The 14,029-nt window shown below is 71.1% G+C and carries 12 protein-coding genes; 4 read left to right on the top strand and 8 right to left on the bottom strand.

The features are described 5' to 3' along the window. The first annotated feature begins 711 nt into the window (after nucleotides 1-711). From tal to pgl, 4 genes are all read left to right on the top strand, one after another. Nucleotides 712-1,821, top strand: coding sequence for a transaldolase (tal, locus tag ACG83_RS09225; RefSeq protein ID WP_054565740.1), 1,110 nt, complete (start codon nucleotides 712-714; stop codon nucleotides 1,819-1,821). Nucleotides 1,822-1,960: 139 nt separating this feature from the next. Further along, on the top strand, nucleotides 1,961-3,493 hold the full coding sequence (gene zwf / locus ACG83_RS09220) for a glucose-6-phosphate dehydrogenase (RefSeq protein ID WP_054566522.1): 1,533 nt from the start codon (nucleotides 1,961-1,963) through the stop codon (nucleotides 3,491-3,493). Between the two features lie 31 nt (nucleotides 3,494-3,524). Then, entirely contained in the window at nucleotides 3,525-4,619 is a 1,095-nt protein-coding gene (locus ACG83_RS09215) for a glucose-6-phosphate dehydrogenase assembly protein OpcA (RefSeq protein WP_054565739.1), read from the top strand. A gap of 77 nt (nucleotides 4,620-4,696) precedes the next feature. Continuing rightward, nucleotides 4,697-5,575: a 6-phosphogluconolactonase gene (pgl, locus tag ACG83_RS09210; RefSeq protein ID WP_054566521.1), complete on the top strand. Its 879-nt coding sequence runs from the start codon at nucleotides 4,697-4,699 to the stop codon at nucleotides 5,573-5,575. Between the two features lie 32 nt (nucleotides 5,576-5,607). On the opposite strand, the gene ACG83_RS09205 is transcribed toward pgl, so the two are convergent. The 8 genes from ACG83_RS09205 to gap all read right to left on the bottom strand — a co-directional run bounded on the left by ACG83_RS09205 (nucleotide 5,608) and on the right by gap (nucleotide 13,825). After that, nucleotides 5,608-5,997 (bottom strand): SHOCT domain-containing protein, encoded by a 390-nt coding sequence (locus ACG83_RS09205; protein WP_054565738.1) that lies wholly within the window; start codon nucleotides 5,995-5,997, stop codon nucleotides 5,608-5,610. Nucleotides 5,998-6,125: 128 nt separating this feature from the next. After that, the gene (locus ACG83_RS09200; protein ID WP_235497810.1) at nucleotides 6,126-7,817 is read right to left on the bottom strand and encodes a serine/threonine-protein kinase; all 1,692 of its coding nucleotides are present in this window, start codon (nucleotides 7,815-7,817) and stop codon (nucleotides 6,126-6,128) included. An 84-nt stretch (nucleotides 7,818-7,901) separates the two neighbouring features. Then, the gene (locus ACG83_RS09195; protein ID WP_006538993.1) at nucleotides 7,902-8,243 is read right to left on the bottom strand and encodes an RNA polymerase-binding protein RbpA; all 342 of its coding nucleotides are present in this window, start codon (nucleotides 8,241-8,243) and stop codon (nucleotides 7,902-7,904) included. Nucleotides 8,244-8,527: 284 nt separating this feature from the next. Then, nucleotides 8,528-10,249, bottom strand: coding sequence for an ABC transporter substrate-binding protein (locus tag ACG83_RS09190; protein ID WP_235497876.1), 1,722 nt, complete (start codon nucleotides 10,247-10,249; stop codon nucleotides 8,528-8,530). Nucleotides 10,250-10,316: 67 nt separating this feature from the next. Beyond that, nucleotides 10,317-10,547, bottom strand: a complete 231-nt coding sequence (gene secG / locus ACG83_RS09185; RefSeq protein ID WP_006538991.1) for a preprotein translocase subunit SecG — start codon at nucleotides 10,545-10,547, stop codon at nucleotides 10,317-10,319. A 103-nt stretch (nucleotides 10,548-10,650) separates the two neighbouring features. Continuing rightward, nucleotides 10,651-11,463, bottom strand: coding sequence for a triose-phosphate isomerase (gene tpiA, locus ACG83_RS09180; protein ID WP_054565735.1), 813 nt, complete (start codon nucleotides 11,461-11,463; stop codon nucleotides 10,651-10,653). Between the two features lie 90 nt (nucleotides 11,464-11,553). Continuing rightward, nucleotides 11,554-12,756, bottom strand: coding sequence for a phosphoglycerate kinase (pgk, locus tag ACG83_RS09175; RefSeq protein WP_054565734.1), 1,203 nt, complete (start codon nucleotides 12,754-12,756; stop codon nucleotides 11,554-11,556). Between the two features lie 61 nt (nucleotides 12,757-12,817). Then, entirely contained in the window at nucleotides 12,818-13,825 is a 1,008-nt protein-coding gene (gene gap, locus ACG83_RS09170) for a type I glyceraldehyde-3-phosphate dehydrogenase (RefSeq protein WP_006538988.1), read from the bottom strand. Nucleotides 13,826-14,029 lie beyond the last annotated feature (204 nt).

Below are 14,029 nucleotides of genomic sequence, written 5' to 3'. Positions count from 1 at the left end.
ACGACCTCGCGATCGGCGCGGTCATCCAGCGAACCGCGCGGGACGGTGCCCGGAGTAGGGCGTGGGGTGGGTTCTACGACGTGTCGGAGTCTAGCCGCCGCGAGGCGGGGAGTGCGCGTGGGCTGCGTCCCGACAGTGCTCCGAACCCGCCTGTGGGCGACGTCCGTCGGGGGCTGCGGGCTGGCGGTGCGTCCGGGCTGTCAGACCCGCCACGCTGCGCGACGATATGCGCATGACGTCGGCCGCCGGCCGGCCCGGGTAACGAGTCCAGTGTTCTTCGGCACGTTCCCTCCCTGCCGGCAGGGCACGGACACTGGGGTGAGGATCACGCGACAGGGTAGGGCGGAGGACAGGGACATCCGGCACGGTCGCCGTAAGCAGTAAGGAAGGCGGCACGAAGGCAGTGACGAGCTCGGCCAGGGGCACCGTATGTCCGTCGCCTCACAGTGTCCGCGCGTGTCACGGCGGCGGAGGGCCGTCCGCCGAGATGCGATCATTGTGGGGCAGGACTCCCGTCCCGCATGCACCCGACGACCCGGCACCTCGGCTCCGCCAGCACCTGGAGCTCCCGCAGAACCTGGAGCTCCCGCAGAACCTCGACATCCCCAGCAGTCTCGGCTCCCCCAGCACCCCGGCTACCCATCGCCTCGAACCACCGCAACCACGGACCACTGCGGCGCGACGACACGGCCGCGCAGAGGAGGACGTCCGATGAGCAAGCCACTGTCCGACCTGTCGGCCGCGGGTGTCGCGGTCTGGCTGGACGACATCAGCCGGGAGCGGATCCGGACCGGCAACCTGGCCGAGCTCGCCCGCACCCGCAGCGTCGTCGGGGTGACCAGCAACCCGACGATCTTCCAGAAGGCGATCGGCGGCGGCGAGACCTACGACGCGCAGCTGCGCGACCTGGCCGTCCGCGGGGTCGACGTGGGCGAGGCAGTCCGGGCGATCACCGCGCACGACATCCGGGCCGCCTGCGACATCCTGCGCCCCGCGTACGACGCGAGCGGCGGGGTGGACGGCCGGGTCTCCCTCGAGGTCGACCCGCGGCTCGCCCACGAGACCGAGCGCACCGTCGCCGAGGCACGTGCCCTGTGGTGGCTGGTCGACCGGCCCAACCTGTTCATCAAGATCCCGGCGACCCTGGCCGGCCTGCCGGCCATCACCGCGGCCCTGGCCGAGGGCATCAGCGTCAACGTCACGCTGATCTTCGCGCTGGAGCGGTACGAGGCGGTCATGGATGCGTTCATGACCGGCCTGGAGCAGGCCCTGGCCGCTGGTCGCGACATCTCGGACCTGGCCTCGGTGGCGTCCTTCTTCGTGAGCCGGGTCGACAGCGAGGTGGACCGTCGGCTCGGGAAGATCGGCACACCCCAGGCGGACGCACTGCGGTCCAAGGCCGCGATCGCCAACGCCCGGCTCGCCTACGAGCTGCATCAGAAGGTGTTCGGCACCGCCCGGTGGGAGCGGCTGGCCGCGGCCGGCGCGAAGCCGCAGCGGCCACTGTGGGCGTCGACGTCGACGAAGGACCCGTCGTTGTCGGACACCCTTTACGTGGCGGAGCTGATCGCACCCGGCACGGTGAACACGATGCCGGAGGCGACACTGGAAGCGTTCGCCGATCACGGGGTCGTCCCCGGCGACACGATCACGCCGCACTACGAGGAGGCGCACTCAGTCATGTCCCAGCTGGCCGATCTGGGGGTGGACATGGCCGATGTCGTCGACGTGCTGGAGGTCGACGGCGTCCGCAAGTTCGAGGACTCCTGGAACCAGCTGCTCGACACGATCCGCGATCAGCTCGGGTCCGCCGCGTCCTGACGCCGCACTCCGACGCTCCGCCCCGGAAGCCGCCAACGGGCCGCCAGCCCAGGCGGGTTCGGCGCGCGGGCGGCAGGATCGGTCAGGAGGGTCGGTCAGGCGGACCTCGCGAACACCACGAACTGTGAAGGGGGAACGGGTGGCGTCCACCGCTAGTGGCAACCCACTGCGGGATCCACGGGATCGGAGGCTGCCACGGCTGCCGGACAACAGTGCTCTGGTGGTCTTCGGCGCGACCGGTGACCTGGCCCGCAAGAAACTCATCCCGGCCGTCTACGACCTCGCGAACCGAGGGCTCCTGCCCCCGGGATTCGTTCTGGTCGGTTTCGCCCGCCGGGACTGGAGCGACGAGGATTTCGCCGCGTTCGCCCGGGAGGCCGCGGAACGCGGCGCCCGCACGCCGTTCCGGGAGGACACCTGGGACAGGCTGGCGAGCTCGGTGCGTTTCCGGTCGGGTTCGTTCTCCGACGACGCCGCGTTCGACGGCCTCGTGAAGCTGCTCGCCGATCTGGAGTCCAGCCACGGGGTGCCCGGCAACGCGGCCTTCTACCTGTCCATTCCACCGGCCGCGTTCCCGGTGGTTCTCAAGCAGATGCAGCGGACGGGCCTGGCCTCCAACGAGGCCGCGGGCGGCTGGCGCCGCGTGGTGATCGAGAAGCCGTTCGGCAACGATCTGGAGACCGCGCGCCAGCTCAACTCGCTCGTCGACGACGTCTTCACCCCGGAGGACGTCTTCCGCATCGACCACTACCTCGGCAAGGAGACGGTCCAGAACCTTTTCGCGCTGCGTTTCGCGAACACGCTGTTCGAGCCGATCTGGAACTCGCACTTCGTCGACTCGGTGCAGATCACGATGGCCGAGGACGTCGGCATCGGCACCCGTGCCGGCTTCTACGACGAGACCGGCGCGGCCCGGGACGTACTGCAGAACCACCTCCTGCAGCTGCTCGCGCTCACCGCCATGGAGGAGCCGGTCAGCCTCGGCGCCGAGGCGATCCGGACCGAGAAGCTGAAGGCCCTGCGCGCCGTGTCGCTGCCCGAGGACTTCGCGACCTACGCCGTGCGCGGGCAGTACTCGCAGGGCTGGCTCGCCGGCGAGCGGGTCCGCGGCTACCTGGAGGAGGCCGACATCCCCGCGACGTCGGCCACCGAGACCTTCGTCGCCGTCAGGCTCGGAGTGCAGACCCGGCGCTGGGCCGGGGTGCCCTTCTACCTGCGGACGGGCAAGCGCCTGCCGCGCCGGGTCACCGAGATCGCGATCACCTTCACCAAGGCCCCGCACCTGCCCTTCGACGAGACCGACACGACCGAGCTGGGCAACAACCAGCTGGTGATCCGGGTGCAGCCCGACGAGGGTGTCACGCTGCGCTTCGGCTCCAAGGTGCCCGGTTCGTCGATGGAGGTCCGTGACGTCGCCATGGACTTCCTGTTCGGCGAGGCGTTCACCGAGGCACTGCCCGAGGCCTACGAACGCCTGATTCTGGACGTCCTGCTCGGCGACGCGACGCTGTTCCCGAACAACGCCGAGGTCGAGGAGTCCTGGCGGATCATCGACCCGCTGGAGGACTTCTGGCAGAGCACCACCCCGCACGCCTACCGGGCGGGCACCTGGGGGCCGGCGGCCGCCGACGAAATGCTCAGCCGTGACGGCCGACGGTGGCGCCGGCCATGACCTGTGACCGCCACGTCGAGGGGACCCTGGCATGACCACGCTGTGGGACACCACCGGATCAGCGGTGGTCAAGGCTCTTTCCGCCGAGCGGCGGGCCGCGGGCGCGCTCGCGTTCGGCCTGGCGCTGACACTCGTCGTGGTCGTTGACGAGCAGCATGTCAGCCAGGCCGAAAGCGCGGCGATGGCGGCGTCCGCGGCGCACCCCTGCCGGCTGCTGATCGTGGTGCGCCGCCAGATCGACGCTCCGCATCCGCGTCTTGATGCCGAGGTGTCGATCGGTGGGCGGCTCGGGCCCGGCGAGGCGGTCGTGATGCGGATGTCGGGCCGGCTGGCGCTGCACGCCGAGTCGGTCGTCCTGCCGCTGCTCGCGCCGGACGCACCGGTGGTCACCTGGTGGTACGACGCGCCGCCGGAGAAGATCGCCTACGACCCGCTCGGGGTCTTCGCCGACCGCCGGGTCACCGGCACCTACGCGGCGCCCGATCCGCTCGCCGCACTGCTGCAGCGGGCCGAGGACTTCGTCCCCGGTGACACGGACCTCGCCTGGACCCGCATCTCCGGCTGGCGCACCCTGCTGGCCGCCGCCTTCGACCAGGTCACCGAACCCGCCGGCCCGGCGACTGTGGTGAGCGAGCCCGACAACCCCAGCGCACGCCTGTTCGCCGGATGGCTGCAGGCCAAGCTGCGGATCCCGGTCACGATCACGGACGCTCCTGGCCGCAAGGGGATCCAGAGCGTGCAGGTCGCCGTCGGCGACGGTGAGGTCGTCCTGGCCCGAACGGACAGCCGCTCGGCCGGCATCACCCGCACGGGCTACCCCACCCGGGTCCTCCCGCTGCCGGAACGAGGCCTCGGTGACCTGCTCGCCGAGGAACTGCGCCGCCTCGACGACGACTACGTCTACGCGGAGGCGCTCTCGGCCTGGAGCGGCGTTCCCCACCTGAACCGCCGGCCGCGGCATCGCGACCACATCTGGCGCGACCCCGCGCTGGAGCAGCCCGCTGCCGCCATGGCCGCGATCACCGCCACGCCGGCTGCCGTATCCCCAGCCGCGCCCACACCCGCGTCCCCGGCCACACCCGCGGCTCCGGCCCCGAACCCGACAACCCCGCCCGCGGCGTCGTGACCGCGGGGAGACCCGGCCCGGAGGTCGAACCCGTGCCAGCCACCCCGACCAGCCCGACCACAGCGACCAGCCCGACCGTGACGACCACGGCGGCCTCCGCCCCGGCCAGAGTGGTCGTCCACGCCGATGCCGGGGTGCTCGTCCGCGCGGCGGCGGCCCGGCTCGTCACCGCACTGGTCGACGCACAGGCGGAGCGCTCGGTGGCGTCGGTCGTCCTCACCGGCGGCGGCATCGGCATCGCGCTGCTGCGAGCGCTGCGGGGAAGCCCGGCGCTGGACGCGGTCGACTGGTCCCGGGTGGACGTCTGGTGGGGCGATGACCGGTTCGTGCCGGCGGACTCCCCCGACCGCAACGACCGGCAGGCCTGGGAGGCGTTGCTGGAACACATCCCGCTGGACCCGAGCCGGGTCTTCCCGATGGCGCCCTTCACTCCGGCGCGGGCGGCCGGCGACATCGAGTCCGCTTCGGACAGCGCCCCCGCCGAGGGCGCCGGCAACGCGGCCCGGCTGGCGTCGATCCGGCCAGCCGGCGTCGAGGAGCCCGAGACCGCGGCCGTGGCGTACGCGGCCGAGCTGGCCGCCCGAGCAGAGCCCGGTTCGCCGGTGCCTGTCTTCGACGTGCTGTTGCTCGGGCTCGGGCCGGAGACGCACGTCGCCTCGATCTTCCCCGACTCCCCCGCGTCCGTGGCGACCGAGCCGGTAGCCGCGGTGCGGGACTGCCCGAAGCCGCCACCGACCCGGGTGACGCTGACCCCGCCGACGCTGCGGTCAGCGCGTCAGGTGTGGGTGGTCGCCGCGGGCGAGGAGAAGGCGGAGGCGGTCGCGACCGCGCTGCGCCCCGGCGCGGATCCGGTGAAATGGCCCGCTGCCGGGGCTGTCGGGCGTGAAGCCACCCTGTGGCTCGTCGACCGGGCGGCCGCGTCCCGCCTTCACGCCTCACAGGCCGGGGTCCGCTGACGGAAACCCGGCCCGTGGGGCGGCCGGTGGGTTCAGGCCAGGATCTTCGTCTTCTCCCGTTCGAACTCGTTGCTGCTGATGACGCCGTGGTCACGTAGGTCGGCCAGCCTGCTGAGCTCGTCAGCGGTGCTGGGCCGCCCGGCTGCCGAGCGGACCTGGGCACGCCAGAGGTCGGCCGCGGCGGCCGCCTCGCGGTTCTGCCGCTCGTGCATGCTGTGGCCCCGAACAATCAGATAGGCCAGCACACCGATCAGCGGCAGGAGGATGATCGCCGCGGTCCAGCCTGCCTTCCCCCAACCAGACAGGTCCTGGCTGCGGAAGACGTCCGTCACCACAGCAAAGAGCAGAAAAAGCCACATCACGAAACAGAAGAACCACAGCATGTAGAGGAACACGCTGAGGAGCGGGAAGTCGGAATCCACCTTGCCTCCTCTCACCGTCACCTACCAGCAGGACCGACTCATACCCGCTTCGCCGCGCCACGCCGCGCCCAGCGCTCACCCGGCACGGGTGAATCGGCGAACGCGCCCACGCCGATCGGCTCCGACTGTCAGCTCAGGCCCTCAGCTCTGATCCGGGTGAGATCGGCGCTGCCCATCGAGTTGATCGACGTCGCCGGGAACATGTACCCCAACCGATCACCGGGCCGTAGCGTCAGGACCAGCCGGTCAGCGCCCTGGCACAGCAGCCCCTTCTCGTCGAGCCGCTCCTGGACGGTGATGGTGTTCGGACCGGCCTCCAGCAGGCGCAGGTCCGCGCTGCACCCCTCGGTCGGATAGGAGCTGTGGCCGACGTCGTCGCCGACCGCGCCATCGGTGAGCACGATCTCGACTCCGAACCCGACCGGCCCCTGGACCACCCAACCGCTCCAGGAACCGACCATTCCGGCGGGTACGGCCGAACCAGCACCACGCGGAGCGGCACCGCCCATCATGATCCACAGTGTGACGGTGACGAGCCCGATGACCGCCAGGCCCGCGATCCCCCCGGCAAGCCACGGACGGCTCCGTAACGCCCGGGCCATCCAGGCCGCTCGCCGAATCGGGCTCGCCCGATCCACCTGATCCATCCGACCAGCCTGATCCAGGCCCTGTACCGATGGCACGGGCACCGAGTCCCGCGGGACCGGGGAAGTCGCCGCACGGCCCGGATCAGCCGCGGGCGGGGGACTCGGGGCGGTTGGCGGGGCCGGAACGGCTGGAGAGACCGACGCGGCCGGCGGGGCCGGAACCGCTGGCGGGGTTGGAGTGGCTGGCGGAGCCGGAACGGCTGAAGAGACCGGAAAGGGCAGGGGGCTCCGAGCGGCGCCAGTCGTCGCGGGGGCGGACAGGCGCAGTGCCCGCAGGAGCAGGGCACGGGCCGCTTCCGCTCCCAGGCGGCTCTCCGGGTTCTTGATGAGCAGGCCACCGATGACCGGCCACAGGGTGTCCGCCCGCGCCAGCGGCGGTGGATCCACGTGCAGTACCGCGCCGAGGGTCATCACGATGTTCTCCCGCGCGAACGGCGGCTCCCCGTCGACGGCGAAGTACAGCGTGGCGCCGAGGGAGAACAGGTCCGCGGCCACGGAGGCCGGACGCTGGGTGATGCGCTCCGGCGCCAGGTAGGCGGGAGTACCCGCGCTGCCATCGGAACCCGGAGAGGTCGTGTCCTCGACGTGGGTCGCGATACCGAAGTCGGTGAGCAGGACACGGCCGTCGTCGGCCAGCAGGATGTTCGCCGGTTTGACGTCCCGGTGCAGCAGCCCGATGCGCTGCCCGGCCATCAGGGCGTCCAGCACTGCCAGACCCACCTGCGCGACCCGGGTGTTCGGCAGCGGGCCGCCCGCCCGTACCGCCGCGTCCAGTGACGTGGCGGCGATCAGCTCCATGATGATCCACGGGATGCCGACGTCCTCGAGGACGTCGGTCACGGAGACGACGTGCGGGTTGCCCCGCAGCCGGGCGGCGTTACGGGCCTCCCGCACCGCGGCGGCGACCCGGGCCCGGTCCGGGTCGACCGGACCGGGCCCGCTCGGACGTCCACCGACCCAGATGGCCTTGGCCGCCACCTCGACCCGCAGCAGCAGGTCCGAGGCGCGCCAGACGACGCCCATGGAGCCGGCGCCGATTGTTTCCAGCAGGCGGTACCGGCCGGCCACAACGTGACCGGCCTGAACCCGGCCGGCCACCATGCGGCCGGCCGCACTGCGGTCGACCTCCTCGTGGCCGGTCACGCCCCGGCCGGTCTCGGTGCGATCGGCCACCGTGCGATCGCCCTCAACGTGGCCGGCCTCAACCTGGCCGGCCTCGAACTCGCACAGCTGACGGTTCCGCGGTAAGGCTCAGGTTCAGGTGACCGGCGCACCCCGCAGCTTCGCCAGGGCCTCCGCGAGGATCGCCTCGCCGTCCTTCTCGTTGCGGCGCTCCCGCACGTAGGCGAGGTGCGTCTTGTACGGCTCGGTCTTCGGCGGCGCGGGGGTGTTGTCACGGTCCCTGCCGGCGGGAAAACCACAGCTCGGACAGTCCCAGGTGTCCGGTATGGAAGCGTCGGCGGCGAAGGCCGGCTTCGTCTCGTGCTCGTTGGCGCACCAGAAGGAGATCCGTTGCCGCGGCGCAGTGTCGCCCCGCTCGGCCTCCCCCATTGGCCCTGCCCCGACCCGGCTCCCCCGGATGGCGTTGCCACCTGCCACGGCCCGCGTGCTCCTTCGTCTCGTCCCATGGGTGGTAGCTCGGCGGTCGGCCCCCCGCGGTCGGACCACCCACGCCCGCACCGCCACCGTTGACGTGCCGGCGCCTACCGAAAGGCTCGCCGAGGACGTCTTTTCGGAGTGTAGGACGCCAGGCCCACCACGGGTTACACCGACCACCCCCACCGGGGCTTCTATCGCTTCAGGAGGGCCCGTTGGGGCCCTCGCCCGGGTGTGTTTCTGCTCGCTGCGAGGACTTCGGCGCGCTGCGAGATGCTCGACGCCACTCAGGGTGCCAGTGCGACTGCAGTGGGGTCGGCGGTTCCCAGCGACGGAACGATCGTGAAGGTCACGACGGTCGCGCTGTGGAGGCGGGCCGAGTGCCTGACCGCGAGTGGCACGACCGCGGCGTCGCTGACAACCGTGCGTTCCAACGCCGACCAGTCCGCCGCGGCCTGGTCCTTCCCCAGGGTCGTGAGGGCGCCGTCCAGGCGGGTCGGCAGGTCCTCAAGCCGGTAGCCGCCGTCCGCCGGGCGTGTGCCGACCCAGGTCTCGTCCAGCAGCGGCTGGTAGACGGTGCGCCCGGCGTCGCCGAACCAGTCCGGGTCGATGGTGGTCAGCGCCAGGTCCCAGAACTGCGCCTGCGGGTTGCTCACCGCCTGCTGGTACTGCTCCGCGTTGCGGATCCGCACGTCCAGCCGGATGCCGGCGCGGGCGAACGCGGTCCGCAGGGCCTGGGCGACGGCGGCGTCGGTGGCACTGTCCGTCGTCAGCAGCGACAGCGCGGTCACCTTCCCGCCGGGGTTGTTCGCCAGGCCCTCGCCGCAGCGCTCGGGGTCGCCGGTACCCTCCCCCGCCGCATAGGGGTCGTACTGCTCGTAGCCGGTCATCGGCGCCTGCAGCAGCTGGGACGTCTCACTGGCGAGCGTCGGCCCGCCGAGCGCGTCGACGACCGCGGCCCGGTCGACGCAGTACGCCAGTGCCGCGCGCACCTGCTGCTCGCGCAGCGCGGCCGCGGACGGCCCGTTCAACCCGACGACCAGAGCGGTCACCGACCCGGTCGAGGAGATCGCCAGCCGGTCGTCCCCGTCGCCGGCCAGGTCACTCAGCACGCCCGCGGGAACCTCCCCGTCGAGGGCCATGTCCCCTTCCCCGGCCTCGATGCGGGCGGCGATGGTCTCCGGCGTGAGGCCGTCCGTGACGGTGATGTGGTCGGGCAGCGCCCGCCGGATGCTGTCGGACGAGCCGCTCCAGGACGGGTTACGGGAAAGCAGGTAGCTGCCGTCGGGTGCGGACACGAAGCGGTACGGGCCGGCGGAGATCAGGTTGTCGAGGTACTCCGGGGAGTCCGCCGGGTAGGCCAGCGCCTCCAGGGGAACCGGGGAGCTCGCCGGCAGGGCGAGCAGGTCGACGAAGTCGTTGGACGCCTTGAGCAGGTGGAACACGATCGTGTCGTCGCCGACGACCTCCACACCGGAGATCGAGCCGCTCTCGATCATGGCCGGGGCGTCGGCGACCGGCGCCGCGGCGAGCTGGGTGCAGAACTCGGCGAAGCCGCGGATGGTCGCGGCGTAGTAGCCGCGCATCGGCGAGGGCGTCGGCGGAGAGCACAGCCGCTTGAATCCCCGGGCCACGTCGGTCGCGGTGATCCGGCGCTGGCTCGGTGTGTTCCAGCGGGCCGCCGAACGCAGGCGCACCGTGTAGGTCAGGCGGTCCTCGGACACCACGGGGGCGCCGACCGCGAGATCCGGCCGCGGGATCGTCGAGCCGGTGACATCCGGGTCCGAGGGGTAGCTGTAGAGCTGCCGGGTCACGAGCCGGGCGAACGCCCGCTCCCCCGGCTCGTCGGCCCAGCCTGGATCGCCGCTGGGCATCTGCCCGGTGAGCAGGCGGAGGGTGCCGCCGGGCTTCTCGACGGGCGCGGAGGTCGTCGGCGCGCTGGACGGGCTCGCCGCCATCGGGCCTGGTGCCGGATCGGGCTCACCGGTGCACCCCGCGGCCGCGACCATTGCGACCGCGAGGAGAGCGACCAGCGCACGAAGTGTGCCCGACCACCGGGATCTGCTGCTCAACTATTCAGCTCTTCAACAGCAGACCGAGGCCGATGATGCAGGTGGCCCACAACAGGGCCACCGCGATGGTGAGGCGGTCGAGGTTCTTCTCGACGACCGAGGAGCCGCCCAGCGACGACGACACCCCTCCGCCGAAGAGGGTCGAAAGACCACCGCCCTTGGCCCGGTGCAGCAGCACCAGCAAGATGAGCAGCACGCTCGTGACGATGAGTGCGATCGACAGACCGACCGTCATCTGGACCAGCTCCCGCTGTCGTTAGGGCCCGAACGTCGTACCCGATCAGGCCCGACGATCGTGCCAACGTACATCACGCCGCCCCGGTGCCCGCGCAGGTGCCTCAGGCCGCCGGCGAAGCGCGGACGATCCCCACGAACTCCTCTGCGACAAGGCTCGCGCCGCCGACGAGACCACCGTCGACATCGGGCATGGTGAACAGTTCGGCGGCGTTCGCGGCCTTGACCGAGCCCCCGTAGAGAACCCGGATTCCGCCCGCGACGGAATCCCCGAACAGCTTCGAGAGCTGGCCACGAACCGCCGAACACATGTCCTGGGCGTCCTGGGCCGAGGCGGTCCGACCGGTTCCGATCGCCCACACCGGCTCGTAGGCGACGACGAGTGTCGCGGCCTGCTCGGCGCTGACGCCGGCGAGCGAACCCTCCAGCTGGGTCAGCACATGATCGACGTGGTTGCCCGCCGCGCGGACGTCCTCGTGCTCACCGACGCAGAGGATCGGTGTGATGCCGTGCTTGTAGGCCGCGAGGACCTTGGAGGCGACCAGTGCGTCGTCCTCGTGATGGTAGGTGCGCCGCTCGGAGTGCCCGACGACAACATACGAGCAGCCAAGCCTCGACAGCATGGTTCCGCTGATGTCACCGGTGTAGGCCCCGGAGCCGTGCGGCGACAGGTCCTGACCCCCGTAGCCGACAGCGAGCTTGTCGCCGTCGACCAGGGTCTGGACGCTGCGCAGGTCGGTGAACGGCGGCAGGAAGACGACCTCGACCTTCTCCAGCTCCGCCGGCTTCAGGTCGAAGGCGACCTTCTGCACCAGCGCGATGGCCTCGAGATGGTTGAGGTTCATCTTCCAGTTGCCGGCGACCAACGTCCGCCGACCGGAACCGGCCGATCCGCGGGCGGGTGCCCCCTTCGCCACGTCCCTGCTTCCCTTCGTCGGTGATGATGCTTCGGATGGTGATGCCTCGGAGGTGATGCCTCGAATGGCGTCCCGTGCCCCGGGCGGGGCTCAGACGTCGAGTGCGGCGAGCCCGGGAAGGCTCTTGCCCTCCAGGTACTCCAGGCTGGCGCCACCGCCGGTGGAGATGTGGCTGAAGTCGCTGTCCGGGATGCCGAGCGCACGGACGGCGGCGGCCGAGTCCCCGCCGCCCACGACGGAGAAGCCGTCACCGGCGGCGACGGCCTCGGCCACACCCTTCGTTCCCGCCGCGAACGGCGCGAACTCGAAGACACCCATCGGGCCGTTCCAGAAGATCGTGGCCGCACCGCCGACCACGCCGGCGAACGCCGCGGTCGAGGCCGGCCCGATGTCGAGGCCCAGCCAGCCGTCCGGAATCGCGTCCGCGGTGACGACCGCGGTCTCGGCGTCCGCCGCGAAGCGGTCCGCGACCACGACGTCCGTGGGAAGCACGAGCCGGTCGCCGGCCTCGGCCAGCAGCCCCTTGCAGGTGTCGATCATCTCGCTCTCCAGGAGCGAGGCGCCGACCGGGTACCCGAGCGCCGCCAGGAAGGTGAAGCACATCCCGCCCCCGACCAGGAGCGAGTCGACCTTCGGCAGCAGGGCCCGGATGACGCCGAGCTTGTCCGACACCTTCGAGCCGCCGAGCACCACCGTGTACGGCCGGGCCGGGGCGGCGGTGAGCCTGCGCAGCACGTCCAGCTCGGTCAGCACCAGCCGGCCCGCCGCGTGCGGCAGCCGCTTGGGCACCTCGGACACGCTCGCGTGCGCCCGGTGCACGGCGCCGAACGCGTCACCCACGTAGAACTCGGCGAGCGCCGAGAGCTCGTCCGCGAACGCGGCCCGGGCGGCGGCGTCCTTGCTGGTCTCCCCTGCATGGAAACGGAGGTTCTCCAGCAGGGCCACCTGCCCCTCGCCCAGCTGCCCGACCACCTCACGGGCCCGGTCACCGGCGATGTCGCCGCTACCGTCCCCGGCGAAGGCGACCGGGACTCCCAGCAGCTCGGCCAGCCGCTCGGCGACCGGGGCGAGCGAGTACTTCGCCTCGGGCTCGCCCTTGGGGCGGCCGAGGTGCGAGCAGACCACCACCTTCGCCTGCCGGTCCAGCAGCGCCTGGATCGTCGGCACGCTGGCCCGCACCCGACCGTCGTCGGTGATGCGGGGCGTGGCCCCCGAGCGGTCCAGAGGCACGTTGAGATCGCTACGGACAAGTACACGGTGACCGGTGACCTGCAGGTCGTCGATCGTCCTCACGCTGGCTACTCCGGTGTAGGCGAAGGTCAGGTGGTCAGGTTGGTCGGATGACCTGGTGCTGTCAGAGCCGGCCGGCGACGAGCCCGGTCAGGTCGACGAGACGGTTGGAGTAGCCCCACTCGTTGTCGTACCAGCCGACGACCTTGACCTGGCTGCCGAAGGACATCGTCAGCTGCGAGTCGAAGGTGCAGGAGGCCGGGGTGCCCACGATGTCGGAGGAAACGATCGGGTCCTCGGTGTAGACGAGGTAACCCTTCAGTGGTCCTTCGGACGCGGCCTTGTAGGCGGCGTTGATCTCGTCCTTCGACGCCTCGCGGGCCAGATTCACGACAAGGTCGGTCACCGAACCGTCGAGTACCGGAACACGCATCGCGAGACCGTCGAGCTTGCCCTTCAGATGCGGAAGAACAAGCGCGGTCGCCTTCGCAGCCCCGGTGGTGGTGGGAATGATGTTCTGCGCGGCCGCACGCGCACGACGCAGGTCGGAATGCGGGAAGTCAAGGATGACCTGGTCATTCGTGTATGCGTGGATGGTGGTCATCAGACCACGTTCGATACCGAACGCCTCGTCGAGCACCTTCGCCAATGGCGCGACACAGTTCGTCGTGCAGGAGGCATTCGAGAGGATGTGGTGGTTCGCCGGGTCGTACACGTCGTCGTTCACACCCATGACGACCGTCAGATCCTCGCCCTTGGCGGGGGCGGAGATGATGACCTTCTTGGCGCCGGCCTCCCGGTGCTTGCCGGCGGTCTCCGCGGTCGTGAAGCGGCCCGTCGACTCGATCACGATGTCGACGCCCAGGTCACCCCACGGCAGCGCCGCCGGGTCCCGCTCGGCGAGCACCTTGATCGTGGTGTCGCCGACCCGGATGCCGTCGTCGGCGACGGAGACCGGCTCGGCGAGCGTGCCGAGGGTCGTGTCGTACTTCAGCAGGTGCGCGAGGGTCTTGTTGTCCGTCAGGTCGTTGACGGCGACGATCTCCAGATCGCTCCGCCGGCTTGCCGCAAGGGCCCGCCAGAAGTTACGACCGATACGCCCGAAGCCGTTGACACCCACCCGCGTAGCCACGTCCAGGACTCCCTATGCTCGTGTGCCGTCGTGTGCCAGGAGCCTAGCGAGTCCGGACATCATCGGCGGGAATCCGAACCGATACATGTCGGTCTCCTCACATCGGGGGACCCAGCACCCTCAGCAATTGGTTGAATGCAGCGCCTTTCGCCAAACACCCTATCCCATGGGCCTCGGCGAACACGGCGCGTGTCCGCGCACTCG

Origin of the sequence: Frankia sp. R43 (assembly GCF_001306465.1) — a bacterium.
GTDB classification, from domain to species: domain Bacteria; phylum Actinomycetota; class Actinomycetes; order Frankiales; family Frankiaceae; genus Parafrankia; species Parafrankia irregularis.
Note: the sequence above shows the minus strand (reverse complement) of the source record. Positions and strands in the feature narration are given on the sequence as shown.

What these genes read in the sequence shown, in the direction of transcription:
- secG (WP_006538991.1), bottom strand. Translation starts at nt 10,547, where the DNA reads ATGACGGTCGGTCTGTCGATCGCACTCATCGTCACGAGCGTGCTGCTC.
- ACG83_RS09190 (WP_235497876.1), bottom strand. Translation starts at nt 10,249, where the DNA reads ATGGTCGCGGCCGCGGGGTGCACCGGTGAGCCCGATCCGGCACCAGGC.
- ACG83_RS09215 (WP_054565739.1), top strand. Translation starts at nt 3,525, where the DNA reads ATGACCACGCTGTGGGACACCACCGGATCAGCGGTGGTCAAGGCTCTT.
- tal (WP_054565740.1), top strand. Translation starts at nt 712, where the DNA reads ATGAGCAAGCCACTGTCCGACCTGTCGGCCGCGGGTGTCGCGGTCTGG.